This window comes from Pseudomonas sp. NFACC51, assembly GCF_900103575.1.
Lineage (GTDB): Bacteria > Pseudomonadota > Gammaproteobacteria > Pseudomonadales > Pseudomonadaceae > Aquipseudomonas > Aquipseudomonas fluorescens_Q.
Window position 1 is genome coordinate 31,097 of sequence record NZ_FMXH01000012.1, and the last position, 23,829, is coordinate 54,925.

General features: G+C 62.9%; 20 protein-coding genes. 12 read left to right on the top strand and 8 right to left on the bottom strand.

The annotated features are described in order from the left end of the window. Positions 1-29 precede the first annotated feature (29 nt). The 3 genes from BLT00_RS21765 to BLT00_RS21775 are packed head-to-tail and all read left to right on the top strand — an operon-like array spanning position 30 to position 3,274. Positions 30-1,544 (top strand): TolC family protein, encoded by a 1,515-nt coding sequence (locus tag BLT00_RS21765; protein WP_092146624.1) that lies wholly within the window; start codon positions 30-32, stop codon positions 1,542-1,544. Between the two features lie 12 nt (positions 1,545-1,556). Further along, complete coding sequence (locus tag BLT00_RS21770) at positions 1,557-2,342, top strand: aspartyl/asparaginyl beta-hydroxylase domain-containing protein (protein ID WP_092146622.1); 786 nt, start codon at positions 1,557-1,559, stop codon at positions 2,340-2,342. Further along, on the top strand, positions 2,330-3,274 hold the full coding sequence (locus tag BLT00_RS21775; RefSeq protein ID WP_092146620.1) for a sulfotransferase family protein: 945 nt from the start codon (positions 2,330-2,332) through the stop codon (positions 3,272-3,274). Before BLT00_RS21770 ends, BLT00_RS21775 begins: the two co-directional genes overlap by 13 nt. A 136-nt stretch (positions 3,275-3,410) precedes the next feature. On the opposite strand, the gene BLT00_RS21780 is transcribed toward BLT00_RS21775, so the two are convergent. Together BLT00_RS21780 and BLT00_RS21785 are read right to left on the bottom strand one after the other, a co-directional pair. Beyond that, positions 3,411-4,172, bottom strand: a complete 762-nt coding sequence (locus BLT00_RS21780) for a slipin family protein (protein WP_063323460.1) — start codon at positions 4,170-4,172, stop codon at positions 3,411-3,413. A gap of 1 nt (position 4,173) precedes the next feature. Then, complete coding sequence (locus tag BLT00_RS21785) at positions 4,174-4,698, bottom strand: NfeD family protein (RefSeq protein ID WP_092146619.1); 525 nt, start codon at positions 4,696-4,698, stop codon at positions 4,174-4,176. 148 nt (positions 4,699-4,846) lie between these two features. Here BLT00_RS21785 and BLT00_RS21790 point away from each other — a divergent pair, with 148 nt between their 5' ends. From BLT00_RS21790 to BLT00_RS21805, 4 genes are all read left to right on the top strand, one after another. Further along, positions 4,847-5,092: a DUF2789 domain-containing protein gene (locus tag BLT00_RS21790; protein WP_063323458.1), complete on the top strand. Its 246-nt coding sequence runs from the start codon at positions 4,847-4,849 to the stop codon at positions 5,090-5,092. A gap of 213 nt (positions 5,093-5,305) precedes the next feature. Then, a complete protein-coding gene (locus BLT00_RS21795) occupies positions 5,306-5,887 on the top strand; it encodes an alpha/beta hydrolase (protein WP_092146617.1) in 582 nt (193 codons plus the stop codon). A 46-nt stretch (positions 5,888-5,933) separates the two neighbouring features. Beyond that, complete coding sequence (locus BLT00_RS21800) at positions 5,934-6,869, top strand: sigma 54-interacting transcriptional regulator (protein ID WP_092146615.1); 936 nt, start codon at positions 5,934-5,936, stop codon at positions 6,867-6,869. A gap of 281 nt (positions 6,870-7,150) precedes the next feature. After that, a complete protein-coding gene (locus tag BLT00_RS21805; RefSeq protein ID WP_003196610.1) occupies positions 7,151-7,933 on the top strand; it encodes a MetQ/NlpA family ABC transporter substrate-binding protein in 783 nt (260 codons plus the stop codon). Positions 7,934-8,054: 121 nt separating this feature from the next. Here the strand turns inward: BLT00_RS21805 and BLT00_RS21810 are convergent, their stop codons facing one another. Next, positions 8,055-9,215, bottom strand: a complete 1,161-nt coding sequence (locus BLT00_RS21810) for an AAA family ATPase (RefSeq protein WP_092146613.1) — start codon at positions 9,213-9,215, stop codon at positions 8,055-8,057. 140 nt (positions 9,216-9,355) lie between these two features. Here BLT00_RS21810 and BLT00_RS21815 point away from each other — a divergent pair, with 140 nt between their 5' ends. Genes BLT00_RS21815 through BLT00_RS21825 form a run of 3 tightly spaced genes read left to right on the top strand, consistent with a single transcriptional unit; the run spans position 9,356 to position 14,564 of the window. Next, entirely contained in the window at positions 9,356-10,459 is a 1,104-nt protein-coding gene (locus tag BLT00_RS21815) for an efflux RND transporter periplasmic adaptor subunit (protein WP_092146611.1), read from the top strand. Beyond that, positions 10,456-11,520 carry an efflux RND transporter periplasmic adaptor subunit gene (locus tag BLT00_RS21820; RefSeq protein WP_092146609.1) on the top strand — a complete coding sequence of 355 codons (1,065 nt, stop codon included), beginning with the start codon at positions 10,456-10,458 and terminating at the stop codon, positions 11,518-11,520. The genes BLT00_RS21815 and BLT00_RS21820 overlap by 4 nt, the downstream gene beginning before the upstream one ends. Continuing rightward, positions 11,517-14,564 (top strand): efflux RND transporter permease subunit, encoded by a 3,048-nt coding sequence (locus tag BLT00_RS21825; RefSeq protein WP_092146607.1) that lies wholly within the window; start codon positions 11,517-11,519, stop codon positions 14,562-14,564. Before BLT00_RS21820 ends, BLT00_RS21825 begins: the two co-directional genes overlap by 4 nt. A 204-nt stretch (positions 14,565-14,768) precedes the next feature. Here the strand turns inward: BLT00_RS21825 and BLT00_RS21835 are convergent, their stop codons facing one another. After that, positions 14,769-16,988: a heavy metal translocating P-type ATPase gene (locus tag BLT00_RS21835; protein ID WP_092146605.1), complete on the bottom strand. Its 2,220-nt coding sequence runs from the start codon at positions 16,986-16,988 to the stop codon at positions 14,769-14,771. 86 nt (positions 16,989-17,074) lie between these two features. On the opposite strand from BLT00_RS21835, the gene cadR reads away from it, so the two are divergent. Further along, positions 17,075-17,521: a Cd(II)/Pb(II)-responsive transcriptional regulator gene (gene cadR, locus BLT00_RS21840; protein ID WP_003196623.1), complete on the top strand. Its 447-nt coding sequence runs from the start codon at positions 17,075-17,077 to the stop codon at positions 17,519-17,521. 102 nt (positions 17,522-17,623) lie between these two features. Here cadR and BLT00_RS21845 read toward each other — a convergent pair whose 3' ends face one another. The 3 genes from BLT00_RS21845 to BLT00_RS21855 all read right to left on the bottom strand — a co-directional run bounded on the left by BLT00_RS21845 (position 17,624) and on the right by BLT00_RS21855 (position 20,306). Then, positions 17,624-18,595, bottom strand: coding sequence for a thymidylate synthase (locus BLT00_RS21845; protein ID WP_092146603.1), 972 nt, complete (start codon positions 18,593-18,595; stop codon positions 17,624-17,626). 50 nt (positions 18,596-18,645) lie between these two features. Beyond that, positions 18,646-19,455 (bottom strand): prolipoprotein diacylglyceryl transferase, encoded by an 810-nt coding sequence (gene lgt, locus BLT00_RS21850; protein ID WP_092146601.1) that lies wholly within the window; start codon positions 19,453-19,455, stop codon positions 18,646-18,648. Positions 19,456-19,523: 68 nt separating this feature from the next. After that, positions 19,524-20,306: a sulfite exporter TauE/SafE family protein gene (locus BLT00_RS21855; RefSeq protein ID WP_057450605.1), complete on the bottom strand. Its 783-nt coding sequence runs from the start codon at positions 20,304-20,306 to the stop codon at positions 19,524-19,526. Between the two features lie 331 nt (positions 20,307-20,637). Between BLT00_RS21855 and BLT00_RS21860 the strand changes: the two genes are divergently transcribed. Next, positions 20,638-21,384 carry an NRDE family protein gene (locus BLT00_RS21860; protein WP_092146599.1) on the top strand — a complete coding sequence of 249 codons (747 nt, stop codon included), beginning with the start codon at positions 20,638-20,640 and terminating at the stop codon, positions 21,382-21,384. Positions 21,385-21,538: 154 nt separating this feature from the next. Here the strand turns inward: BLT00_RS21860 and ptsP are convergent, their stop codons facing one another. Next, entirely contained in the window at positions 21,539-23,818 is a 2,280-nt protein-coding gene (gene ptsP / locus BLT00_RS21865; protein ID WP_063323448.1) for a phosphoenolpyruvate--protein phosphotransferase, read from the bottom strand. Between the last annotated feature and the right edge of the window lie 11 nt (positions 23,819-23,829).

The window sequence follows — 23,829 nt, forward strand, 5'->3', positions numbered from 1 at the left end:
TATTGGGGCAGCCAGGGGCAATCCAGGGAATGAATAGAAGTCAGAAGTTATTCGGTATGAGTTTGCTGGCGCTGGTGGTGAGTGGATGTGCGGTCACCAGCGATCCGATCGAGCGTAGCGTCAGCGAGCAGCGCGCTCGAACCGACCTGCAGAATATGTACAAGGATCAGGAGCCGCTCAGTGGCCCGCTGACCCTGCACCAGGCCATGGCCCGGGCAGTGAAGTACAACCTCGAAGGCCGCTTGAAGATCATGGAGGAAGCCCTGGCCAAGCGTCAGTTGGACCTGGCCAGTTTCGACATGCTGCCGCGCATGGCCCTGGACGCCGGCTATGTGGGCCGCAACAACGTCAATGCCTCCAGCAGCCAGAGCGTGGAAACCGGCACCCAGTCCCTGGAACCGTCGACCTCCCAGGACCGCGACCGCGAGGTGGCGGACCTGACCATGGTCTGGAACGTGCTCGATTTCGGCGTCAGCTACATCAGCGCCAAGCAGGCCGGGGACCAGCGCCTGATCGTGCAGGAGCGCCGGCGCAAGGTGATCAACACCATCGTCCAGGACGTGCGTTCGGCCTACTGGCGCGCCATGGCCGCCGAACGTTTGCTCAAGCAGATCGACAGCCTGATGGCCCGGGTCGAGGCTGCGCGCGACAACAGCCAGAGCATGAGCGAACAGCGCATTGGTGACCCGGTGCAGGCCCTGGGTTACCAGCGCTCGCTGATCCAGGCGACCCGTCAACTGGAAGAGCAGCGTCGGGCGCTGTCCCTGGCCAAGACCGAACTGGCGACCCTGATCAACCTGCCCCTGGGGACTGAGCTGACCCTGGCCACCCAGGATGAATACGTCATCCCGGAACTCAAGGTCGACCTGGCTCGTCTCGAACAGGAAGCCCTGGCCAGCCGCCCGGAACTGCGCGAGCAGGATTACCAGACCCGCATCACCGCCGCCGAAACCCGCAAGGCCATGCTGCGCCTGCTGCCGGGGCTGGAGTTTTCCGCCGGCGGGCATTACGACAGCAACTCGTTCCTGGTGGAACAGGGCTGGGCTGACTACGGTGTGAAAGTCACCTGGAACCTGTTCAACGTGATCTCCGCCCCGGCGGCCATCGACGTGGCCAAGGCCGGTGAAGAAGTGGCCTCGGCGCGGCGCCAGGCGATGTCGATTGCCGTGCTGGCGCAGCTGTACGTCGCCAACGCCAACTATCGCGAAGCGCTGCGCCAGTTCAAGACCAGCCAGCAACTGTCGGACATTGACGGGCAGATTGTCGGTCAATTGCGCAATCGGCACCAGGCTGCCGGCATTGGCGAGCTGGACCTGATCCAGGGCGAACTGAACACCCTGCAGGCTGATCTGCGCCGGGACCTGGCCTATGCCGACCTGCGTAACGCCTACGGTCAGATCTTTGCCAGTGCCGGTCTCGACCCACTGCCAAACGAAGTGCAATCGACCGCAGTCCAGTCGATCGCCACGGCACTGGCTAATCGTGAAGCGGCCTGGGCCCAGGGCGACATCACGGTGCCGACGACGGCCGCGGTGACTCAGTAACCGGGCGCTGGCATGACGCGCCCGGCGTTTTCCCGGCTGCCGGTGGCGGTGAACCTGCCGTTGCTGTTGCAGGCATTGGCCGCCATTGAAGACGAGCGCTGGCAGGGGCATTTCAACAGTGCCTTTTACAGTGGCGACTGGAGCGGGGTGGCGCTGATTTCGGCGGTCGATGCCTTGACCGAGTTGTCTCCCGGGCGCGGTCTGCCTGTGACGCGCGCGCCTTGGTCAGAGGATCGTCGTTGGCGCGAAGCGTTGCGTGATTGCTCCCTGGAGATCGTCTCGGCCCGGCTTTTGCGGCTCGGGCCGGGTGGGTGCATTCACGAGCATCGCGACTATGACCTGGGCGCGCCGGACGCCGACCTGCGCCTGCACATTCCGCTGCTCAGCCCGCCGCAAGTGGACTTCTGGCTGGATGACCAGCGTGTGCCTATGACGGCGGGCGAGTGCTGGTTTCTCGACTTGTCGCGACCTCATCGCGTCGATAACCGCAGTGCCGAGCCCAGAGTTCATCTGGTGCTCGATTGCCGCCCGGAGCCCTGGTTGGAGCAGCAGATTGCCGCTGGGTTGCCCACTACACCGGCAGCTGGCGGCGGGCATAGCGACTTCGCCCGTTTTCAGCAGCACGTAGAAACTGATATCCAATTCGCCCGAACCTTGCAGAGCGTGCATGACGTAGACGCTTTCATTGAGTGCGCAATTGCGCTGGGTGCCGGACAAGGCCTGCACTTCACTGCGCAAGAACTCCGGGCGGCCATGTGCAACGGTCGCCGGCAGTGGAGAGACCAGTGGAAAGCCTGAACCTGGACGGCTGGCTGCCGATCCGCGTGTGGCAAGAGGCTGGGCAGTGGTGGGTCGATTGGTGCTGGTTCGGCGATGCGCGACTGTCACAGCCATTCTTTGGCGATGCGGTGGAAGACGCCCTGCGCCTGCCCTTCAACCAGGCGTTCCGCCGCCGGACTCCCTTGGACGCCCTCGGTCAGTGGCAACGACAAACCCCGGGACTGGAGCCCAGCGCATTCATTTTCCATGCCTCCCGTTGCGGCTCGACATTGATCAGCCAGATGCTTGCCCAGTTGGACGACCATATCGTCATCTCGGAACCACCGCCCCTGGATACGTTGCTGCGCAGTGATTTGCCATCGCCCGAGCGGTGCGTGGCGCTCAAGGGCTTGATGTCGGCCTATGGGCAGCGCCGCCGAGGCGTGGAGCAACGGCTGGTGGTCAAGCTCGACGCCTGGAACATCGGTGAGTTGGCGCTGTTGCGAGAATGTTTTCCCGACACCCCCAGGCTGTTCCTGTACCGCGACCCTTTGGAAATCGCCGTCTCCCATCTGCGTCGTCCTGGCCTGCACATGGTGCCGGGGATGATCGGCGCGAGTGTGCTGGACGATGGGTTGCCGTTCAGTAGCCCGGAAGATTTCATCTCGCGCCGGGTGGGGCGGTTGTTGGCGACGGGTTTGGACCACTGTCAGGTATTGGGTGCAATGGCGGTCAACTACACCGAACTGCCCGAGGTGATGACGGGCAAGCTGGCGGCGTTTTTCCGGCTTGATGAGGAGCAAGGCAGGCAAGTGTTCGCCGCAGTGGGGCAGCATGCCAAGCAGCCGGCGCAGGCGTTTGTTGGCGATAGCGAGGACAAGCGCCGCGAGGCTTCGGTGTTGTTGCGGGAGCGGGTCATGCGCTGGGCGTGGGGGCCTTACGAAGCGCTCGAGTGTTTGAGAAGGTCTTGAATTCAGGAGTGTCCTGTGGCGAGGGAGCTTGCTCCCGCTCGGTTGCGCAGCAACCGCAAGATCTTGGGGCCGCTACGCAGCCCAGCGGGAGCAAGCTCCCTCGCCACAGGGGCTCGCTTGTGCCTTGCCTAATCCATCACGGCTTGTTGGGCGACAACTCCGCCATTCCCTTGAGCAACTCGATCGGCAAGGGGAAGACGATGGTGGAGCTTTTATCCCCGGCAATCGAGCCCAGCGTCTGCATGTAGCGCAGCTGCATGGCCCCTGGCTGGCGGCCGAGCATTTCGGCGGCCTGCATGAGCTTTTCCGAGGCCTGCAACTCGCCTTCGGCGTGGATCACCTTGGCCCGGCGTTCGCGCTCGGCTTCGGCTTGGCGGGCGATGGCGCGGATCATCGATTCGTTGAGGTCCACGTGCTTGATCTCGACATTTGCCACTTTGATGCCCCAGGCATCGGTCTGGGCGTCGAGCACCTGCTGGATGTCGCCGTTCAATTGCTCGCGCTCGGCCAGCAGTTGGTCCAGGTCATGCTTGCCGAGGACCGCGCGCAAGGTGGTCTGGGCCAGTTGGCTGGTGGCCATGAGGAAGTTTTCGACCTGGATGATGGCTTTCTGCGGATCGAGCACGCGGAAATACAGCACCGCATTGACCTTCACCGAGACGTTGTCGCGGGTGATCACGTCCTGGGGCGGCACGTCGAGGACAATGGTGCGCAGGTCGACGCGGATCATCTGCTGCACCACCGGAATCAGCAGGATCAATCCCGGCCCCTTGACCTGCCAGAACCGACCGAGCTGGAACACCACCGCTCGTTCGTATTCGCGCAGGATCCGGAACGTCGCACCCGCCAGTGCAATCAACAGTAACAACAGCAGCACAAAACCGATTTGCATGCCCATCTCAGACTCCTTGTGAATCAGCGGGGGCCACTTCCAACAGCAAACCCTTGCGGGTGATGACTCGCACCGCTTGCCCAGGCCGCAGCGGCGTTGCACTTGCCACCTGCCAGCGTTCGCCTTCCAACTGGACCCAGCCATGATGATGATTGCCGGCCTGCAACGCGGTCACCATCGTGACGCTGCCCAACAGCGCCGCATCGCCGCTGACCGGCTGGCGCGGTCGTGTTTTCAACGCACGGACCAACAGGACGATCAGCAGCAAGGCGCTGACCAGGCCCAGGCCGAGCATCAGCGGAGCCGGTATATCGGCGTTGGTCAGGATGACTGCGCCAATCACACACAGGACAATGCCACCCAGCCCCGCGACACCGTAATTGGGCAGGGCCGCCTCGAAGACCAGCAAGGCCACGCCAACGGCAACCAGCCAGAAACCCAGGGAATCGGTGCCTGGCAGCACGAGTCCGTCGGCGCCGAACGCAGGCCCGCTGATCGCCAGCAGCGCAACCGTCAACCAGTGAATGTTCACAGGACCCTCCGCAACGTGTATTCGTCGGGATGTTATTCAAAGTCTAGTCGAGTCGAGGGTTGATTGAATTTTGATCAGTCTGGCGGTCGTCGAGGGGCTAGACTGCGGAGAAACACCCCGCCATCTCCATTATGTTCAGGAGGCCCGTATGGAAACCCCAATTCACCCTCTTTCCTCATTATTCAAGCAACTGGGCTTGCCCGATGACGCCGAGGGCATTGATAAATTTATCACCAGCCATTCACCCCTCAAGCCCGGGCTGCACCTGGCCGATGCGTTTTTCTGGAGCGAGGGCCAGCGGCAAATGCTGCGCGACGAGATCCTCGAGGATGCGGACTGGGCGGAGGTGATAGACCAGTTGGATGTGTTGTTGCGCAAGGGCCGTAGTGAGTGAGACCGACGCAATTCCTATGGGAGCGGGCTTGCTCGCGATGGCGGACTGTCAGTCAACATTGATGTAACGGACCTGACACTATCGTGAGCAAGCTCGCACTCACAGGTTTGAGTCAATATTCTTTTACGGTCTTAACAAATAGCTTCTTATTCCTTAAATAATATAGCTCTCCTCCCTATACTCGTCCGGGAACAGACACGCAGGAGAGCACCCATGCGCAACGAATCGATTCGCTACCTGATTGTGCCGGGCTGGCAAGGATCGCCGGAAAATCATTGGCAAACCCACTGGCAGAACAGCCTGCCCAACAGCGCGCGGGTCGAGCAGGCCGACTGGTTGACGCCCCGGCGTGAAGACTGGGTCGCGGCGTTGGCCGAGGCCGTGGCCGCCGACAGCACGCCAGTGATCCTGATTGCCCATAGCCTGGGTTGCATCACGGTGGCCCATTGGGCCGCCACCGCGCCGGTGCAGTTTCTGCGCCAAGTGCGCGGGGCATTGTTGGTGGCGCCGGCGGATGTCGAGCGGCCGGCTTGCGTTCCGGCGCTGCGCAACTTCGCGCCGATTCCCACTGATCTGTTGCCGTTCCCAAGCCAAGTGGTCAGCTCCGACAACGACGCCGCCGTGAGCGCTCCGCGCGCCCTGGAACTGGCCCGCAACTGGGGCGCCGAGGCCGGGATTCTGTCCGGGGCGGGGCATATCAACGTGAAGTCCGGTCACCAGCGTTGGGAGCAGGGTTTCGCTTACCTCTATCGCCTGCAAAACCGCATGGAGCATCACGCCCTGCGTCGCGCCTGAATTTTAGCGCCCCCCGTCTCCCGGCGGTCTGGGGCGGGAGCCTGCCATGAGTTTGCATGAAACCTTCGGTCAGCCCTTGCTGACCTTTCCCGATGCGGAAAAAAGCCCCCTGAGCATTCGCGCCAAGGCGCTGGTGTTCGTCGACCCACGTTCGCGGCAGCTGCGCCAGGCGTTGGAGCAACTGGCGCCACGTGCGGTCTCGGTGCTGATACGGGGTGAAACCGGTAGCGGCAAGGAACTGCTGGCTCGACATATCCATCGCGAAAGTGATCGCGGTGGGTTGTTTGTGTCGGTCAACTGCGGCGCCATCAGCCCGACCTACGCCGACGCCGAATTGTTCGGCTATGCCGCCGGCAGTTACAGCGGTTCGGCCAGCAGCCGGGCCGGTTGGTTTGGTTCGGCCAACGGCGGCACCCTTTACCTGGATGAAATCGGTGATTTGCCGCTGCCGATCCAGATCAAATTGCTGGCGGCCCTGGAAAACCATGAAGTCACCCGTGTGGGGGCGCATCAGCCCAGCCCGGTAGATGTCCGCCTGGTGGCAGCGACCAGCATCGACCTGGCGCAAGCGGTGGCGGCCGGGAAATTCCACGAGCGGCTCTACCATTACCTTGGCGAAGGCCAACTGGAACTGCCGGCCCTGCGTGAGCGGGTGGGCGATATCCTGTCCCTGGCCGAATATTTCCTGGGCATCTACAGCCAGCGACTCGGTCTCAGCGTGCCACTGATCAGTGAAGCGGCGCAGTACGCCCTCGAGCGGCACAGTTGGCCGGGCAACACCCGCGAGCTGGAAAATGTCATTCACTTCGCGTTGCTGGTGAGCACCGGTGACGAGATTTTACCCGAGCACCTGAATTTGCCGCCCCAGCCTTCAGTGTCTGAACTGATCGAGCAGCAAGTGGCGCAGGTCATCGCAGGGGGATCGGAAGGTGAGCGTGCCGCACTCAAGGTGCTGCTCAGTCGATTGGGCTCGACGCTGTAAGTGTGGCTGACCCACTCTTGTGGCGAGGGAGCTTGCTCCCGCTGGGCTGCGTAGCGGCCCCCAAGATCTTGCGGTTGCTGCGCAACCGAGCGGGAGCAAGCTCCCTCGCCACAAAAGCGGTGTTAGCTATATGAGGAAAATGAATATGAACTTGAACAAAAGATATTGTTAAGGAATAAAAAATGTCGGTATTGTCCGCACCACGCCAGCGATAGCACTTCACTGGCACTCCACATTTGGCCGTCGTCCATGACGACAGTGATTTTCGATAAGGACACTGCATGAAAAAGGTTCTGTTGTTCACCGCATTGGCGGCAGCCCTGGCCTCTGGCCTGGCCCAGGCCGCGGAAAAACTGGTCGTGGCCGCCACCCCGGTACCCCACGCTGAAATCCTCGAGCTGATCAAGCCGGCCCTGGCCAAAGAAGGTGTGGACCTGGAAATCAAGGTCTTCACCGACTACGTCCAACCCAACGTACAGGTTGATCAGAAGCGCCTGGACGCCAACTACTTCCAGACCCTGCCGTACCTGACGAACTTCAACGAAGGCAAAGGCACCCATCTGGTGACCGTGATCGGCGTTCACGTCGAACCGTTCGGCGGCTACTCGAAGAAGTACAAAAAGCTGGCTGATCTGCCAAATGGCGCGACCATCGCGTTGCCTAACGAAGGCAGCAACAGCGGCCGTGCCCTGATCCTGCTGCAGAAGGCTGGGCTGATCGAGTTGAAAGACCCGAAAAACGCTCTGGCGACCCCGAAAGATATCGCCAAGAACCCGCACAACTTCAAGTTCAAGGAACTGGAGTCGGCCATGCTGCCGCGCGTGCTGGACCAGGTCGACCTGGACCTGATCAACACCAACTATGCCCTGGAAGCGGGTCTTAACCCAGCCAAGGACGCACTGGTAATCGAAGGCGCGGATTCGCCTTACGTCAACTTCCTGGTGGCCCGTCCGGACAACAAGGACAGCCCGGCCATCCAGAAGCTGGCCAAGGCCCTGACCAGCCCTGAAGTGAAGGCGTTCATCGAGAAGAAATACAGCGGCGCGGTACTGCCGGCGTTCTGATTCGCGGGCTGAACCTTGTCACGGTTTCAAACGCCGACGGCTGATACAGCGTCGGCGTTTTTTGTGCTCGCGTTTTAATTGTGGGACGAGCTTGCTCGCGATTCGGTTGATCGGGCGCCAGTCAATCCGGCCAATGCCACGCCGGCTCATCCAACACCCGTTGCCCGACAATCCCGGTCTGTCCAAGGTCTTTCTCCAGCACGATGCAATTGCAGTCTTCATCCTGCTCCAGGGCGGCGATCAGGCGCGTGGCGTGGGACACCACCCAGACCTGGCAATTGACTGAAGCCCGGATGATCAGCCGCGCCAAGGCCGGCAACAGATCGGGGTGCAGGCTGGTTTCCGGTTCGTTGAGCACCATCAGCGAGGGTGGTCGTGGTGTGAGCAGAGCGGCCACCAGTAGCAGATAGCGCAGGGTCCCGTCCGACAGTTCGGCAGCGGACAGCGGGCGCAGCAGGCCATGCTGTTGAAACGCGATAGCGAAACGTCCGCCTTGCAGTTTCTCGATGTGCAGTTGGGCACCGGGGAACGCGTCGCCGATGGCGGCATGCAAGGCCTCGATGTCACCGATTTCCAGGATCGTCTGCAGCGCGGCGGCGAGGTCGCGCCCGTCGTGGTGCAGCACCGGCGTGCGGGTGCCCAGTTGCGGTTGGCGCACCGGGGCGTCGGCATCGCTGCGAAAATGATCGTAGAAGCGCCAGCGCCGAATGAACTCGCGCATCTGCAAGACCTCCGGCGAAGTGCGCAGGCTGCCGACCTGGTCGAACAGGCTGTCGAAGGTCGGCGTGTGCTGGGCCAGCACATCCCAGGAGCGGCCTTCGCGGGCACGGATCATGGGCCCGTTGCGGTCCACCAGCAGGCTGGCCGGCCGAAACACCGGGCCGGCCCAGATGCATTCGCGCTTGATTTCAGGGTCCAGTGAAAACGCTGAACGACTGGGCTCTGGCAAGCCCAGGGCGATCGAATAGCTGAAGTCCTCCCCAGCGAAGCCCAGGCGCAGGCGCTTGGTGCCCTGGCGCACAATCGCCTGGACCGGCACCTCGCCGTTACGCATGCGCCGGCTGATTTCTTCCGGCCCGGCCCAGAAGGTCGAGTCCAGTCCGCCTTCGCGGGCCAGGGCGTTGACCACCCCGCCCTGGGCTGTCTCTGCCAACAGGCGTAGGGCGCGGTACAGATTGGACTTGCCGCTGCCGTTGGGACCGGTGATCAGGTTCAGCCGGCCCAGGGGGATTACCAGCTTGTTGATGGATCGGTAATTGGCCACCGCCAGGGTCTTGAGCATGAGCAGACTCCAGCTGCTGGGGGTCCATAGGGAAGTGATCAGTTTGCCCGATTTGTTGCGTCCATTGTATTCGTTGAACCCTGTTCTAAGCTCACAGTCGTATCGTCACTGGTACGTCCGTACAGCGCAAAGGAGTCTGCATGGCTGGTCCCCGAATCAAACTGGTAGTCGGCTTGGGCCTCTGTGTGCTGCTGGCCGGATGCGGCGATGAAAAGCCTGTGGAAAAAGCCCTGCCGCGGGTTTTCGTGCAGCAAGCCGTGCCCAGCGAATACGCCGCTTCGGTGACCTTGACCGGCGATGTCCAGGCGCGGGTGCAGGCTGATCTGTCGTTTCGCGTGGGTGGCAAGATCATCGAGCGCAAGGTCGATGTCGGCGCCCGGGTTTCGGCCCGGCAAGTGCTGGCCCGGCTCGATCCTCGGGACCTGCAGACCAACGTCGACTCCGCAGCGGCCCAGGTGGCCGCCGAGCAGGCGCGGGTCAAGCAGAGTGCGGCGGCCTTCGTGCGCCAGCAGAAACTCTTGCCCAAGGGCTACACCAGCCAGAGCGAATACGACGCCGCCCAGGCTCAACTGCGCAGCAGCCAGAGTGCGCTGACCGCCGCCCAGGCCCAACTGGCCAACGCCCGCGAACAACTGAGCTACACCGCACTGATTGCCGAGGCCCCGGGCATCATCACCGCGCGCCAGGCGGAAGTCGGCCAGGTGGTGCAGGCGACGGAGCCGATCTTCAGCCTGGCCCGGGATGGCGAACGCGATGCAGTGTTCAACATCTACGAGTCGCTGTTGAGCGAACCGCCATCGGACCCTGCGATCACCATCAGTCTGCTGGATAACCCCGCCATCAAGACCACCGGCACGGTGCGCGAGATCACCCCGGCGGTGTCTGCCCAGACCGGCACCGTGCAGGTCAAGGTCACCCTTGATGATCTGCCCGAAGGCATGCGCCTGGGCTCGGTGGTCAGTGCCACGGCTAAAGCCGCCGGCAAGACCGCCTTCGAGCTGCCCTGGTCGGCCCTGACCAAGAACCTCAGTGAGCCGGCCGTGTGGCTGGTGGACAGCGAGGGCAAGGCGCAGTTGCAAACGGTGACCGTCGGCCGCTACCTGACCGGCAAAGTCATCGTCAGCGATGGCCTCAAGGGCGGTGAGAAAATCATCATCGCGGGCGGGCAATTGCTACACCCCGGCGTACGCGTCGAGATCGCTGAAAACACCTCTGGAAAAACCACGTCGGGAGTCCAGCCATGAAGGGTTTATGGATGGTCTCGGTCGGCCTCTTGCTGGCCGCCTGCTCCCAGGAAGAAGCGCCACCCGAACCGGTGCGCCCAGTGTTGTCAATTGAAGTCAGGGCTCTCGACCAGCAGGCGCTTGGGCGGTTCGCCGGGAATATCCAGGCCCGCTACGAGAGCAACGTGGGTTTCCGCGTGCCAGGACGGATCGCCAGCCGCAATGTCGACGTCGGCGCTGAAGTGAAGAAGGGCGACCTGCTTGCCACGCTCGACCCTACCGACCAGCAGAACCAATTGCGCGCCGCCCAGGGCGATCTGGCGCGGATCGAGGCGCAGTACATCAATGCCCAGGCCAATGCCCGCCGCCAGCAGCAATTGTTCGACCGTGGCGTCGGTGCCCAGGCGCAACTGGACATCGCCCAGACCGACTTGAAAACTACCGGCGCGTCCCTTGAACAGGCCCGGGCTTCGGTGGAGCAGGCCCGCGATCAGCTCAACTACAGCGAACTGCACACCGACCACGACGCTGTCGTCACGGCCTGGAATGCCGAAGCCGGGCAGGTGGTCACCGCCGGCCAGCAAGTGGTGACCCTGGCCCGCCCGGACATCAAGGAGGCAGTGATCGACCTGCCGGCCGATCTCGTCGACCGGCTGCCCGCGGACGTGGTGTTCGAAGTCACCGCGCAAATGGACCCGAGCATCCACACCACCGCCACCGTGCGCGAGATCGAACCCCAGGCCCAGAGCGCCACCCGTACCCGCCGCGCGCGCCTGACATTGGCCGATACACCACCAGGTTTTCGCCTGGGCACGGCCATCAGCGTGACCCTGAGCTCGATGATCGAACCGCGCATCGAGCTGCCACTCAGCGCGTTGCAAGAGATCGACGGCAAGGCGCGGATCTGGCTGGTCGACCCCCACAGCCAGACCGTCTCCCCCCGTGACGTGCGGATTCTCGAACGTTCGGCCAGTTCGGTGCTGGTGGCCAACGGCATCAAGGCCGGCGATCGCGTGGTCAGCGCCGGGGTGAACAGTCTCCAGCCGGGGCAGAAAGTGAAACTCGACGAGGATGCACGATGAAAGGGCCTTTCAATCTGTCCGAATGGGCCCTGCGGCATCAGTCGTTCGTCTGGTACCTGATGTTCGTGGCGTTGTTGATGGGCGTGTTTTCGTACATGAACCTGGGGCGCGAAGAAGACCCATCGTTCACGATCAAGACCATGGTCATCCAGACCCGTTGGCCTGGCGCGACCCAGGAAGAAACCCTCAGGCAGGTCACCGACCGCATCGAGAAGAAGCTCGAAGAGCTTGATTCCCTCGACTACGTCAAAAGCTACACCCGACCGGGAGAATCGACGGTGTTCGTGTACCTGCTCGACACCACCGCAGCCAAGGAAATTCCCGAGATCTGGTACCAGGTGCGCAAGAAGATCAACGACATTCGCGGCGATTTTCCTGACGGCCTGCAAGGACCCGGGTTCAACGACGAGTTCGGCGATGTCTACGGTTCGGTGTACGCCTTCACTGGCGACGGCCTGTCGATGCGCCAGTTGCGCGACTACGTGGAACAGGTGCGCGCCGAGATCCGTGAGGTCCCGGGCCTGGGCAAGGTCGAGATGGTGGGCGAGCAGGACGAAGTGCTCTACCTGAACTTCTCCACGCGCAAACTTGCCGCGCTGGGGATCGACCAGCGCGAGGTCGTGCAAAGCCTGCAAACCCAGAACGCCGTGACCCCGGCCGGGGTGATCGATGCCGGGCCCGAGCGGATTTCCGTGCGCACGTCCGGGCAGTTCCAATCCGAAAAAGACCTGGCCAACGTCAACCTGCGGCTCAATGACCGCTTCTATCGGCTGGCCGACATCGCCGACATCAGCCGCGGTTACGTTGACCCTGCCACGCCGATGTTCCGTTTCAACGGTACACCGGCCATCGGCCTCGCCATCGCAATGAAGAAGGGCGGCAACATCCAGGATTTCGGCAAGGCGCTGCATGCGCGCATGAGCGAGCTGACCGCTGACCTGCCGGTGGGCGTTGGCGTGCATACCGTGTCGGACCAGGCCGAAGTGGTGGAAGAGGCGGTCGGCGGCTTCACCAGTGCCTTGTTCGAGGCGGTGATTATCGTCCTGGTCGTCAGCTTCGTCAGCCTCGGCGTCAGGGCCGGACTGGTGGTGGCCTGCTCGATTCCGCTGGTACTGGCGATGGTCTTCCTGTTCATGGAATACAGCGGCATCACCATGCAGCGGATTTCCCTCGGTGCGTTGATCATCGCCCTCGGCCTGCTGGTGGACGACGCGATGATCACCGTGGAAATGATGGTCACGCGCCTGGAAAAAGGCGACAGCAAGGACCAGGCCGCGACGTTCGCCTATACCTCGACGGCATTCCCGATGCTCACCGGGACCCTGGTGACCGTGGCCGGTTTCGTGCCCATCGGCCTGAACGCCAGTTCTGCGGGTGAGTACACCTTCACCCTGTTCGCGGTCATCGCGGTGGCGATGCTGGTGTCATGGATCGTCGCGGTGTTATTTGCCCCGGTGATCGGCGTGCACATCCTCAGCACCAACGTAAAACCCCACAGCGCCGAGCCGGGGCGGATCGGACGGGCGTTCAACGGTGGCCTGTTGTGGGCGATGCGCAATCGCTGGTGGGCCATCGGCATCACCGTGTTGCTGTTCGTGCTGTCGGTGTTTTGCATGCGTTTCGTGCAGAACCAGTTCTTCCCGTCCTCGGACCGGCCGGAAATCCTGGTGGACCTCAACCTGCCGCAAAACGCCTCGATGGACGAGACCCGCCGGGCGGTCGATCGCCTGGAAGCGACCCTCAAGGGCGACCCGGATATCGAGCGCTGGAGCACCTACATCGGCGAAGGTGCGATTCGCTTTTACCTGCCGCTGGATCAGCAACTGCAGAACCCGTACTACGCGCAACTGGTGATTGTCAGCAAAGGCCTGGAGTCGCGCACGGCCCTCACCGAGCGCCTGCAAAAGCGTCTGCGTGAGGATTTCGTCGGGATTGGCAGCTACGTGCAAGCCCTGGAAATGGGCCCGCCAGTGGGCCGGCCGATTCAGTACCGGGTCAGCGGCAAGGACATCGACCAGGTGCGCAGGCATGCGATCGAGCTGGCCACCGAGCTGGACAAGAACTCGCATATTGGCGAAATCATTTACGACTGGAACGAACCGGGCAAGGTGCTGCGCATCGACATCGCCCAGGACAAGGCGCGGCAGTTGGGCTTGTCTTCCGAAGATGTGGCCAGGCTGATGAACAGTATCGTCAGTGGCTCGCCGGTGACCCAGGTCAACGACGATATCTACCTGATCGATGTGGTGGGTCGCGCTGAAGATGCCGAGCGCGGTTCGCCGGAAACCCTGCAGAACCTGCAAATCGTCACCCCGGGCGGCACCTCGATTCCGTTGCTGGCGTTCGCCACGGTGCGCTATGAACTGGAACAGCCCTTGGTGTGGCGTCGTGACCGCAAGCCTACCATCACCATCAAGGCTGCCGTGCGCGACGAGATCCAACCCACCGACCTGGTCAAGCAACTGCAACCGGCCATCGACAAGTTCGCCGCCGGCCTGCCTGTGGGCTACAAGGTCGCCACGGGCGGTACGGTGGAAGAGAGCAGCAAGGCCCAAGGGCCGATCGCCAGTGTCGTGCCGTTGATGCTGTTCTTGATGGCGACTTTCCTGATGATTCAGTTGCACAGCGTGCAGAAGCTGTTCCTGGTGGCGAGCGTCGCGCCCCTCGGATTGATCGGCGTGGTGCTGGCGCTGGTGCCGACGGGCACGCCCATGGGCTTTGTGGCGATCCTCGGGATCCTCGCGTTGATCGGCATCATCATCCGTAACTCGGTGATCCTGGTGACCCAGATCGATGAATACGAACGTGACGGCTACGAGCCCTGGGATGCGGTGGTGGAGGCCACCGAACACCGGCGCCGGCCGATCCTGCTCACGGCCGCCGCGGCGAGCCTGGGGATGATCCCGATTGCCCGGGAAGTGTTCTGGGGGCCGATGGCCTACGCGATGATCGGAGGGATCATCATCGCCACCCTACTGACGCTGCTGTTCCTGCCGGCGCTGTATGTGGCCTGGTACAAGATCCGCGAGCCGAAGCGCGATTGATCGACGGGAGCTGGCTTTGCACTACTTCTGTGGCGAGGGAGCTTGCTCCCGCTGGGCTGCGAAGCAGCCCTATAAGCGATGAGCGCTTCGCACTCAAGCGGGAGCAAGCTCCCTCGCCACGGGTTTCTGCGGGGCTTGATCTTCAGCGAAATCCTGCGGGAGCGAGCTTGCTCGCGATGAGGCCAGCCCAGTCACCCAGGCCTTTTACTTGCGCAACAACCGCAACCCATTGAACACCACCAGCAAACTCACCCCCATGTCGGCGAACACCGCCATCCACATGGTGGCGAACCCGGCGAAGGTGAACCCGAGAAAGATCGCCTTGATCACCAACGCCAAGGCAATGTTCTGTTTCAGGATGCTGGAAGTCTGCCGCGACAGACGAATGAAAGCCGGAATCTTGCGCAGATCATCGTCCATCAGCGCGACGTCGGCAGTCTCGATGGCCGTGTCGGTGCCGGCCGCCGCCATGGCGAAACCGATTTCCGAACGGGCCAGGGCCGGGGCGTCGTTGATGCCGTCGCCGACCATGCCGACGCGGTGACCCTGGGCGTACAACGCTTCAATGGCTTGCAGCTTGTCTTCGGGCAACAGGTCGCCCCGAGCCTGGTCCATGCCCACCTGCGCGGCAATCGCGTCGGCGGTGTGGGCGTTGTCGCCGGTGAGCATCAAGGTCTTGATGCCCAGGTCATGCAGTTGCCGGATGGCTTCGCGGCTGGAGTCCTTCACGGTGTCGGCCACGGCAAACAGCGCCAAGGGGCCTGTAGCGTCGAGCAGCAGCACGACGGACTTGCCTTGTTTTTCCAGGGCGAAGAGTTTCTCTTCCAGTTCGGGGGAGCACAGGCCGAGATCTTCCACGAGGCGGTGATTGCCCAGGTGATAAGTCTGCCCGCCGATGTCGCCGCGCACGCCGCGCCCGGCAAGCGCCTCGAAGTTATCCACAACCTGCTGTGCCAGCTGCTTATCCACAGCCGCGTTGGCAATCGCCCGGGAAACCGGGTGGTCGGAGTGGGCGGCGAGGCTGGCGGCCAGGGCTGGAGCGGTGGTTTCCACGCTCGGGTCCAGCGCCACATAGTCGGTTTGCACCGGCTTGCCGTGGGTGAGCGTGCCAGTCTTGTCCAGGGCCAGGTAGTCGAGCTTGTAGCCACCTTCCAGGTACACGCCGCCCTTGACCAGGATGCCTTTGCGCGCAGCGGCAGCGAGGCCGCTGACGATGGTCACGGGGGTGGATATCACCAGGGCGCACGGGCAAGCGACCACCAGCAGCACCAGCGCCCGGTAGATCCAGTCGAACCACGCCGCGCCCATGAACAGCGGTGGGATGATGGCTACAGCCAGGGCCAGGACAAACACCGCTGGGGTGTAGATTTTCGAGAACTGGTCGACGAAGCGCTGGGTCGGCGCACGGGAGCCCTGGGCCTGTTCCACGGCGTGGATGATCCGCGCCAGGGTGGAGTGATCGGCCGCCGCGGTGACGGTGTATTCCAGCTCGCCGGCCTGGTTGATGGTGCCGGCGAACACCTTGTCGCCGATGGTTTTTTCCACCGGCAGGCTCTCGCCCGTGATCGGTGCCTGGTCAATGGTCGAACGACCGGCGACCACGTCGCCGTCCAGGCCAACCCTTTCGCCCGGGCGAACCCGTATCCGCGCACCGAGGGCGATGACTTTTACGTCCTGCACCTGCCAGCTGCCATCGGCCTGTTGCACGGTGGCCTGTTGCGGGGCCATCTGCATCAAGCCGCTGATGGCGTTGCGCGCGCGGTCGAGGGATTTGGCTTCGATCAGCTCGGCCACGGTGAACAAGAACATCACCATCGCCGCTTCCGGCCATTGGCCGATCAGCACGGCGCCGGTCACGGCGATGCTCATCAGCGCGTTGATGTTCAAGTTGCGGTTCTTCAGGGCGATCCAACCCTTCTTGTAGGTACCCAGGCCGCCACTGAGGATCGACACCAACGCCACCAGCGCGACCACCCAGTTTGGCGCGGCGTTGGTGAAATGGATCAACTCGGCGCCCAGGGCTGTCACGCCGGACAGAGCCAGCGGCCACCAGGGCTTGGCCGGGGCGGGCAAGTCAGGGGAGGCTTTCTCTTTGCCCGGAGTCATCGGCTCGGCCTGCATCCCTAAGGATTCGATAGCCTTGATGATCGGCGCGTCGCTGGGCAAATCGTGGGTTACGCCCAGCACACGGTTGATCAGGTTGAAGTCCAGTCGCTGCACGCCTTCAAGCTTGCCGAGCTTGTTCTGGATCAGCGTCTGTTCGGTGGGGCAGTCCATGGCTTCGATGCGGAAACTGCTCAGCCGCGCACCGTCCGTCGGCGTTTTGCCGAGGATGACCACCGCTGGCGCCGCTTTCGAGGCGCAGCAGGAATGCCCGTGGTCATGGCCGTGGTCGGGTTTGTGGGTGTGAAGGGAATCGCTCATCGGGTGACGTCCGTGAAAAGTGCCTGTTGCGCAGTAAAGACCCTGTAGCCACTATAGGGTCAAGCACCTATTTGGGAGGCCGCATCATGAAGATCGGAGAACTGGCGAAAATCACCGACTGCCAGGTCGAAACCATCCGCTACTACGAGCGCGAAGGCTTGCTGCCGGAACCGGCCCGTAGCGACGGCAATTACCGCGTCTACACCCAGGCCCATGCCGAGCGGCTGACGTTCATCCGCAATTGCCGCACCCTGGACATGACCCTGGAAGAAATCCGCAGCCTCCTGGCCCTGCGCGACAGCCCCCAGGACCAGTGCGAAAGCGTCAACGCGCTGATCGACGAGCACATCCAACACGTCAAGGCCCGCATCGACGGCCTGCTGGCCTTGCAGACGCAACTGATCGACCTGCGCCATCGCTGTGGTGAAGGGCCGGACCTGGATCAATGCGGGATTTTGCAGCGGCTGGAGGTCAGTGGTGCGGTGGCGCCGGAGGTGGAGCATTCGCATGTGGGGCGCAGTCACGGGCATTGAAAGCCCATTGATCGCTCCCACGCTCCGCGCGCGAATGCAGCCCGGGACGCTCCGCGTCCCTGTGACGCAGAGCGTGGGAGCGATCAAGAGAGGTGGTGTGGCTCAGACCGCCATCGGCGCGGTCATCGGCGCGTGGTGCTGGTAGCCTTCGAGGGAGAAGTCGCCCGGTTCCACCAACTCCAGCCACTCAGGCTGGTACACACCAGTCTGGGCAAACGCCGGCACGCGCTCGGAAATCACCAGTTTCGGCATCGGGAACGGCTCGCGCTTGAGCTGTTCGTTGAGCATGTCCAAGTGGTTTTCGTAGACGTGGGCATCGCCGATGAAATAGGTGAACCAGCGCGGCGTGTAGCCGGTCAGGCGACCGATCAGGCTCAGCAGTGCGGCGCCTTCGGTGAGGTTGAACGGCGTGCCCAGGCCCAGGTCGTTGGAGCGGATGTAGAGGGTCAGGGAAATTTCCTTGGTCTCGACATTCGGGTGGAACTGGTAGAGCAGATGGCACGGCGGCAGGGCCATTTCATCGAGCTGGGCGCAGTTCCAGCCGTGGAACAGGATGCGCCGGCTGCCCGGGTCCTTGATGATGGTGTCGACGCACTGGCGAACCTGGTCGATGGCCTTGTACAGCACCACGTAGGCCTGGCCGTTTTCTTCACCTTCGGCGATCTGCCGGTAACCCTGGGCCAGGGTCTGCTCGATGGCCGCCGGGTTGCTCAAGGGGATCTGTTTGTAGGCCGGCCATTTGCGCCATTGCACGCCGTAGATCTCGCCCAGGTCGTCTTCGCCCTGGCGGAACGGGTTGGCCAGCCACTGGGCATTTTCGTTGGCGTTCTGGTCCCAGACCTTGCAGCCCAGGGCACGGAACTCGGCGGCGTTGTTAACCCCACGGAGAAAACCGCACATCTCGCCAATGGCCGATTTGAACGCCATTTTACGGGTGGTGATGGCCGGGAAACCGTCCTGCAAGTCATAGCGCAGCATGGCGCCGGGGAAGCTGATGGTGTTCACGCCAGTGCGGTTGGCCTGCTTGGTGCCGTTCTTGATGACATGGGCCACCAGATCGAGATATTGCTTCATGGGTTACCTTGTGTCCTTGAACCCGGGGCCAGCGCCCCGGGGTTCGAATTTTAAACCTTGGCCGCGGCAGCCGGCGCTCGATGATAAGCCAGCCAGATCAGTGCCAGGCCGCCGACGATCATCGGCAGGCAGAGCACCTGGCCCATGGTCAGCCAGTTCCACGCCAGGTAGCCGAGCTGGGCGTCCGGTACGCGGACGAATTCAACGATGAAACGGAAGATCCCGTAGAACAGCGCGAACATGCCCGACACCGCCATGGTTGGCCGCGGCTTGCGCGAGAACAGCCAGAGGATCAGGAACAATGCCACGCCTTCGAGGGCAAACTGGTAAAGCTGCGACGGGTGGCGCGGCAACTGCGCCGGGTCGCTGAACGGGGGGAAGATCATCGCCCACGGCACGTCGGTCGGCTTGCCCCACAATTCGGCATTGATGAAGTTGCCGATGCGCCCGGCGCCCAGGCCGATCGGCACCATCGGCGCGACGAAGTCCATCAGCTCGAAAAACGATTTGTTGTTGCGCTTGCCGAACCACAACGCCGCCAGCATTACGCCGATGAACCCGCCGTGGAACGACATGCCACCCTTCCAGACTTCGAGGATCAGCGTCGGGTTGGCCAGGTACGCACTCAGGTCGTAGAACAGCACGTAGCCCAGGCGCCCGCCGACGATCACGCCCATGGACAGCCAGAACACCAGGTCCGAGAGCTTTTCCTTGTTCCAGGTCGGGTCGAAACGGTTGAGCCGACGCGACGCCAGCAACCAGGCGCCGCCGATGCCGATCAGGTACATCAGGCCGTACCAGTGGATTTTCAGCGGGCCGATGGCCAGGGCCACCGGATCGATCTGCGGGTAAGGCAGCATTGATATTCCTCGTAAACGTCAAAAATACCCGGGCGACGCTGCCACCTCGGGATTAAGCCAGGATTGCGTCAGAACAGAAAACTCAAGCCCACGCAGAATAGCAAGGCGGCGAACAGCCGCTTGAGCAAGCGCGGCGACAGGCGATGGGCCAGTCGCGCACCGAAGCGGGCGAAGACCATGCTGGTCAGGGCGATGCCCAGCAACGCCGGCAAATACACAAAACCGAGACTATGGGCCGGCAGCAGCGGATCGTGCCAGCCCAGAATCATGAAACTTAGTGCACTGACCACGGCGATGGGCAGTCCGCAGGCCGATGAGGTCGCGACTGCTTGCTGCATCGGCACGCTGCGCCAGGTCAGGAACGGTACGGTCAGCGAACCGCCGCCGATGCCGAAAATCGCCGAGGCCCAGCCGATCACCGTGCCGGCCAGGGTCAGTCCGGCCTTGCCCGGTACGCTGCGACTGGCGTTGGGCTTGAAGTCCAGGGCCAATTGCAGAGCAACGATCAGGGCGAACACGCCGATGATCTTTTGCAGGTGCGGGCCGGAAATCGCTTCGGCGGTGATCGCGCCGAATCCGGCACCGATCAGGATGCCGACGGTCATCCAGGCGAACACCGGCCAGCGCACCGCGCCTTTGCGTTGGTGCTCGCGTACGGCATTGACCGAGGTGAAGATGATCGATGCCAGCGAGGTGCCGACGGCCAGGTGCGTCAGCACCTGCGGGTCGAAGCCCTGCAGGGTGAAACTGAACACCAGCACCGGGACGATGATGATCCCGCCCCCCACGCCGAACAACCCGGCCAACACGCCGGCGCAGGCGCCGAGCAGCAGATAGAGCACAAATTCCACCAGACTCTCCCCGCCCATCCCCGAAATAAGAGCGGCATGGTAACGGATCCAGGGTCCCTGGCTCCACTGAAGGTGATGGATGTGGGGGCCATGTCTGGGTAGAGTGGGCTGAGAGCCCTGGAGATATTGGGTGGCGAACTGCTGTTGTGGCGAGGGAGCTTGCTCCCGCTGGAGGGCGAAGCCCTCCCAATAAAATCCCGCTGACTGGTCTGAAAAACTGGCCTCTGGATTTTGGGGCTACTTCGTAGCCCAGCGGGAGCAAGCTCCCTCGCCACAGAGGCTGTGTTCGGCTCTATCTTCAATGGATGGGTATTTTAAACAGGACGACCTGATGTGCCTGATCGTATTTGCCTGGCGACCCGGCCATGCCCAACCGCTGATCGTGGCGGCCAACCGCGACGAATTCTACGCCCGGCCGACCTTGCCCCTTGCCCAGTGGCCTGATGCGCCCCATGTGCATGCTGGTCGCGACCTGGAGGCCGGCGGCACCTGGCTTGGCATTGGCGCCGAAGGGCGCTTTGCGGCGCTGACCAACATCCGAGACCCGGGCCAGTCGCCGGCATTCAAGTCGCGCGGTGAATTGGTGGCGCGGTTCCTGACCGGAAATCTTTCGATTACCGAGTATTTGAGCGAAATCGTGCCCCGCGCCAGCGAGTATGGTGGGTTCAACCTGTTGCTCGGCGATGGCGTCGAGCTGTGGCACCACAACGCCCGCGATACCCAGCCGCAGCGGTTGGACGAGGGGCTCTATGGCTTGTCGAACGCGGGGTTGAACACGCCATGGCCCAAGCTGCTCAAGGCCCGCGCGGCGCTGGGCGAGGTGCTGGACGATCCGCAGCCCGAGGCACTGCTTACGCTGCTGAACGACTCGCGGCCTGCTCCGGTGGCTGAGCTGCCTGATACCGGGGTGGGAGTGGCGACCGAGATGCTGCTATCGAGTGTGTTCATCGCCAGCCCGGCCTACGGGACGCGGGCGAGTACGGCACTGATTGTCCATGCCGATGGGACGCGGCAGATGGTCGAGCGCAGTTTCGGGCCCCACGGGGGGCATTTGGGGGAGGTGGAGCTGCACATTTGAATGCCTGCGATAACCCGTGGCGAGGGAGCTTGCTCCCGCTCGGCTGCGAAGCAGTCGCAAGTTGGCAGACACTGCCCTTATCGCTATCACCGCAATCGGGAGTGCTTCGCACTCCAGCGGGAGCAAGCTCCCTCGCCACACACTCCAATGCTCGTCAGAGCGTCTTGTTCGAAGCCGGATTGATCATCCGCGCCAACCCAAGGTTCTTCAGCGCCAGTTGCAAGGAGCTGTGGATCACTTGCGGGTTGTCGATGGTCATCACCTCCGCGAGCAATTCCTGGGCCTTGCTGAGGTTGATCTGGCGCAGCATCCACTTCACTTTCGGCAGGTTGGTGGCGTTCATCGACAAGCTGTCGAAGCCCATCGCCATCAGCAGCACTGCGGCGGCCGGGTCGCCGGCCATTTCGCCGCAGATGCTCACTGGCTTGCCTTCGGCATGGGCGTCACGTACCACGTTCTGCAAGGCTTGCAGCACCGCCGGGTGAAGGTAGTCGTACAGATCCGCGACCCGTGGGTTGTTGCGGTCCACGGCCAGCAGGTACTGGGTCAGGTCGTTGGAGCCCACCGACAGGAAGTCCACCTGTCGCGCCAATTCCTTGGTCTGGTACACCGCTGCCGGAATCTCGATCATCACGCCAATCGGCGGCATCGGCACGTCGGTGCCTTCGTCGCGCACTTCGCCCCAGGCCCGGTGGATCAGGTGCAGGGCTTCTTCCAGTTCATGGGTGCCGGAGATCATCGGCAACAGGATGCGCAGGTTGTTCAGGCCTTCGCTGGCCTTGAGCATGGCACGGGCCTGGACCAGGAAGATTTCCGGGTGGTCGAGGGTCACGCGAATCCCGCGCCAGCCGAGGAACGGGTTGTCTTCCTTGATCGGGAAGTAGGACAGGGACTTGTCGCCGCCAATGTCCAGGCTGCGCATGGTCACCGGTTGCGGGTGGAACGCGGCCAGTTGTTCGCGGTAGATCGCCAGCTGTTCCTTTTCGCTGGGGAAGCGCTGGTTGATCATGAACGGCACTTCAGTGCGGTACAGGCCCACGCCCTCGGCGCCACGTTTCTGCGCCCGGGCCACGTCGGCCAGCAGGCCGGTGTTTACCCACAGTGGCATGCGGTGGCCGTCGAGCGTCACGCACGGCAGGTCCCGCAGCGCATCCAGTCCCAGGGACAGTTGCTTTTCTTCCTCCACCACATCGGCAAACTGCTTGCGCAGCACGTCGCTGGGGTTGGTGTAGACCTCGCCGTGGTAGCCATCGACGATCATCTGGATGCCGTCGACCTTGGAGTACGGCAGGTCCACCAGGCCCATCACCGTCGGGATGCCCATGGCCCGGGCCAGGATCGCTACGTGGGAGTTGCCCGAACCCAGTACCGAGACCAGTCCCGCCAGTTTGCCTTCGGGCACTTCGCCGAGCATGGCCGGCGTGAGTTCTTCACTGACCAGGATGGTGTTGTCGGGGTAGACCAGGGTCTGCTGGCGCTCTTGCTGCAAGTAGGCCAGCAACCGGCGGCCAAGGTCCTTGACGTCCGAGGCCCGCTCGCGCAGGTAGGCGTCGTCCATCAGTTCGAAGCGGTTGACGTGGTCGGTCACCACCTGGCGCAGTGCGCCCTGGGCCCACTGGCCGGTCTTGATGACGGTGGTCACTTCGCTGCCCAGGGAGGCATCGTCGAGCATCATCAGGTAAACGTCGAACAGCGCGCGCTCTTCAGGGCGCAGCTGCGTTGCCAGCTTGGCCGACAGGGCGCGCATGTCGGCGCGTACGCCTTCGATGGCGGTCTTGAACAAGCCCAGCTCGGCGTCGATATCGGTGATGGCCTTGTCCGGCACCACGTCCAGGTCGGCGGGTGGCAACATGACCACCGCCGTACCCACCGCCGCGCCCGGTGAACCCGGCACGCCGACGAACTTGGCTTCCTGGATGCCCTTGCCCTGGCGCCCCAGGCCGCTGATCGAGCCGGTGGCCTCGGCGTGGGCGATAACGCCGGCCAGTTGCGCGCTCATGGTCACGAGGAAGGCTTCTTCACCCTCATCGAACTGGCGGCGTTCTTTTTGCTGGATGACCAACACGCCGACAACGCGGCGGTGGTGGATGATCGGTGCCCCGAGGAACGAGGCGTAGCGTTCTTCGCCGGTTTCGGCGAAGTAGCGGTAGCGCGGGTGATCCGCGGCGTTTTCGAGGTTCAGGGGTTCTTCGCGTGTGCCGACCAGACCGACCAGGCCTTCATTGGGGGCCATGCTGACTTTGCCGATGGAGCGCTTGTTCAAGCCCTCGGTGGCCATCAACACGAAACGATTGGTCTCGGGATCCAGCAGGTAGACCGAGCAGACCTGGCTGCCCATGGCCTCTTTGACACGCAATACAATAATCCCCAACGCCGCCTTGAGATCCTTGGCGGAGTTAACTTCCTGGACGATCTTGCGCAGCGTATTGAGCATGGCTCGGGGTC

Coding starts and splice junctions, on each gene's coding strand:
- BLT00_RS21765 (WP_092146624.1), top strand. CDS start 30: ATGAATAGAAGTCAGAAGTTATTCGGTATGAGTTTGCTGGCGCTGGTG.
- BLT00_RS21770 (WP_092146622.1), top strand. CDS start 1,557: ATGACGCGCCCGGCGTTTTCCCGGCTGCCGGTGGCGGTGAACCTGCCG.
- BLT00_RS21780 (WP_063323460.1), bottom strand. CDS start 4,172: ATGGGCATGCAAATCGGTTTTGTGCTGCTGTTGTTACTGTTGATTGCA.
- BLT00_RS21790 (WP_063323458.1), top strand. CDS start 4,847: ATGGAAACCCCAATTCACCCTCTTTCCTCATTATTCAAGCAACTGGGC.
- BLT00_RS21795 (WP_092146617.1), top strand. CDS start 5,306: ATGCGCAACGAATCGATTCGCTACCTGATTGTGCCGGGCTGGCAAGGA.
- BLT00_RS21800 (WP_092146615.1), top strand. CDS start 5,934: ATGAGTTTGCATGAAACCTTCGGTCAGCCCTTGCTGACCTTTCCCGAT.
- BLT00_RS21805 (WP_003196610.1), top strand. CDS start 7,151: ATGAAAAAGGTTCTGTTGTTCACCGCATTGGCGGCAGCCCTGGCCTCT.
- BLT00_RS21810 (WP_092146613.1), bottom strand. CDS start 9,215: ATGCTCAAGACCCTGGCGGTGGCCAATTACCGATCCATCAACAAGCTG.
- BLT00_RS21815 (WP_092146611.1), top strand. CDS start 9,356: ATGGCTGGTCCCCGAATCAAACTGGTAGTCGGCTTGGGCCTCTGTGTG.
- BLT00_RS21820 (WP_092146609.1), top strand. CDS start 10,456: ATGAAGGGTTTATGGATGGTCTCGGTCGGCCTCTTGCTGGCCGCCTGC.
- BLT00_RS21825 (WP_092146607.1), top strand. CDS start 11,517: ATGAAAGGGCCTTTCAATCTGTCCGAATGGGCCCTGCGGCATCAGTCG.
- BLT00_RS21835 (WP_092146605.1), bottom strand. CDS start 16,988: ATGAGCGATTCCCTTCACACCCACAAACCCGACCACGGCCATGACCAC.
- cadR (WP_003196623.1), top strand. CDS start 17,075: ATGAAGATCGGAGAACTGGCGAAAATCACCGACTGCCAGGTCGAAACC.
- BLT00_RS21845 (WP_092146603.1), bottom strand. CDS start 18,595: ATGAAGCAATATCTCGATCTGGTGGCCCATGTCATCAAGAACGGCACC.
- lgt (WP_092146601.1), bottom strand. CDS start 19,455: ATGCTGCCTTACCCGCAGATCGATCCGGTGGCCCTGGCCATCGGCCCG.
- BLT00_RS21860 (WP_092146599.1), top strand. CDS start 20,638: ATGTGCCTGATCGTATTTGCCTGGCGACCCGGCCATGCCCAACCGCTG.
- ptsP (WP_063323448.1), bottom strand. CDS start 23,818: ATGCTCAATACGCTGCGCAAGATCGTCCAGGAAGTTAACTCCGCCAAG.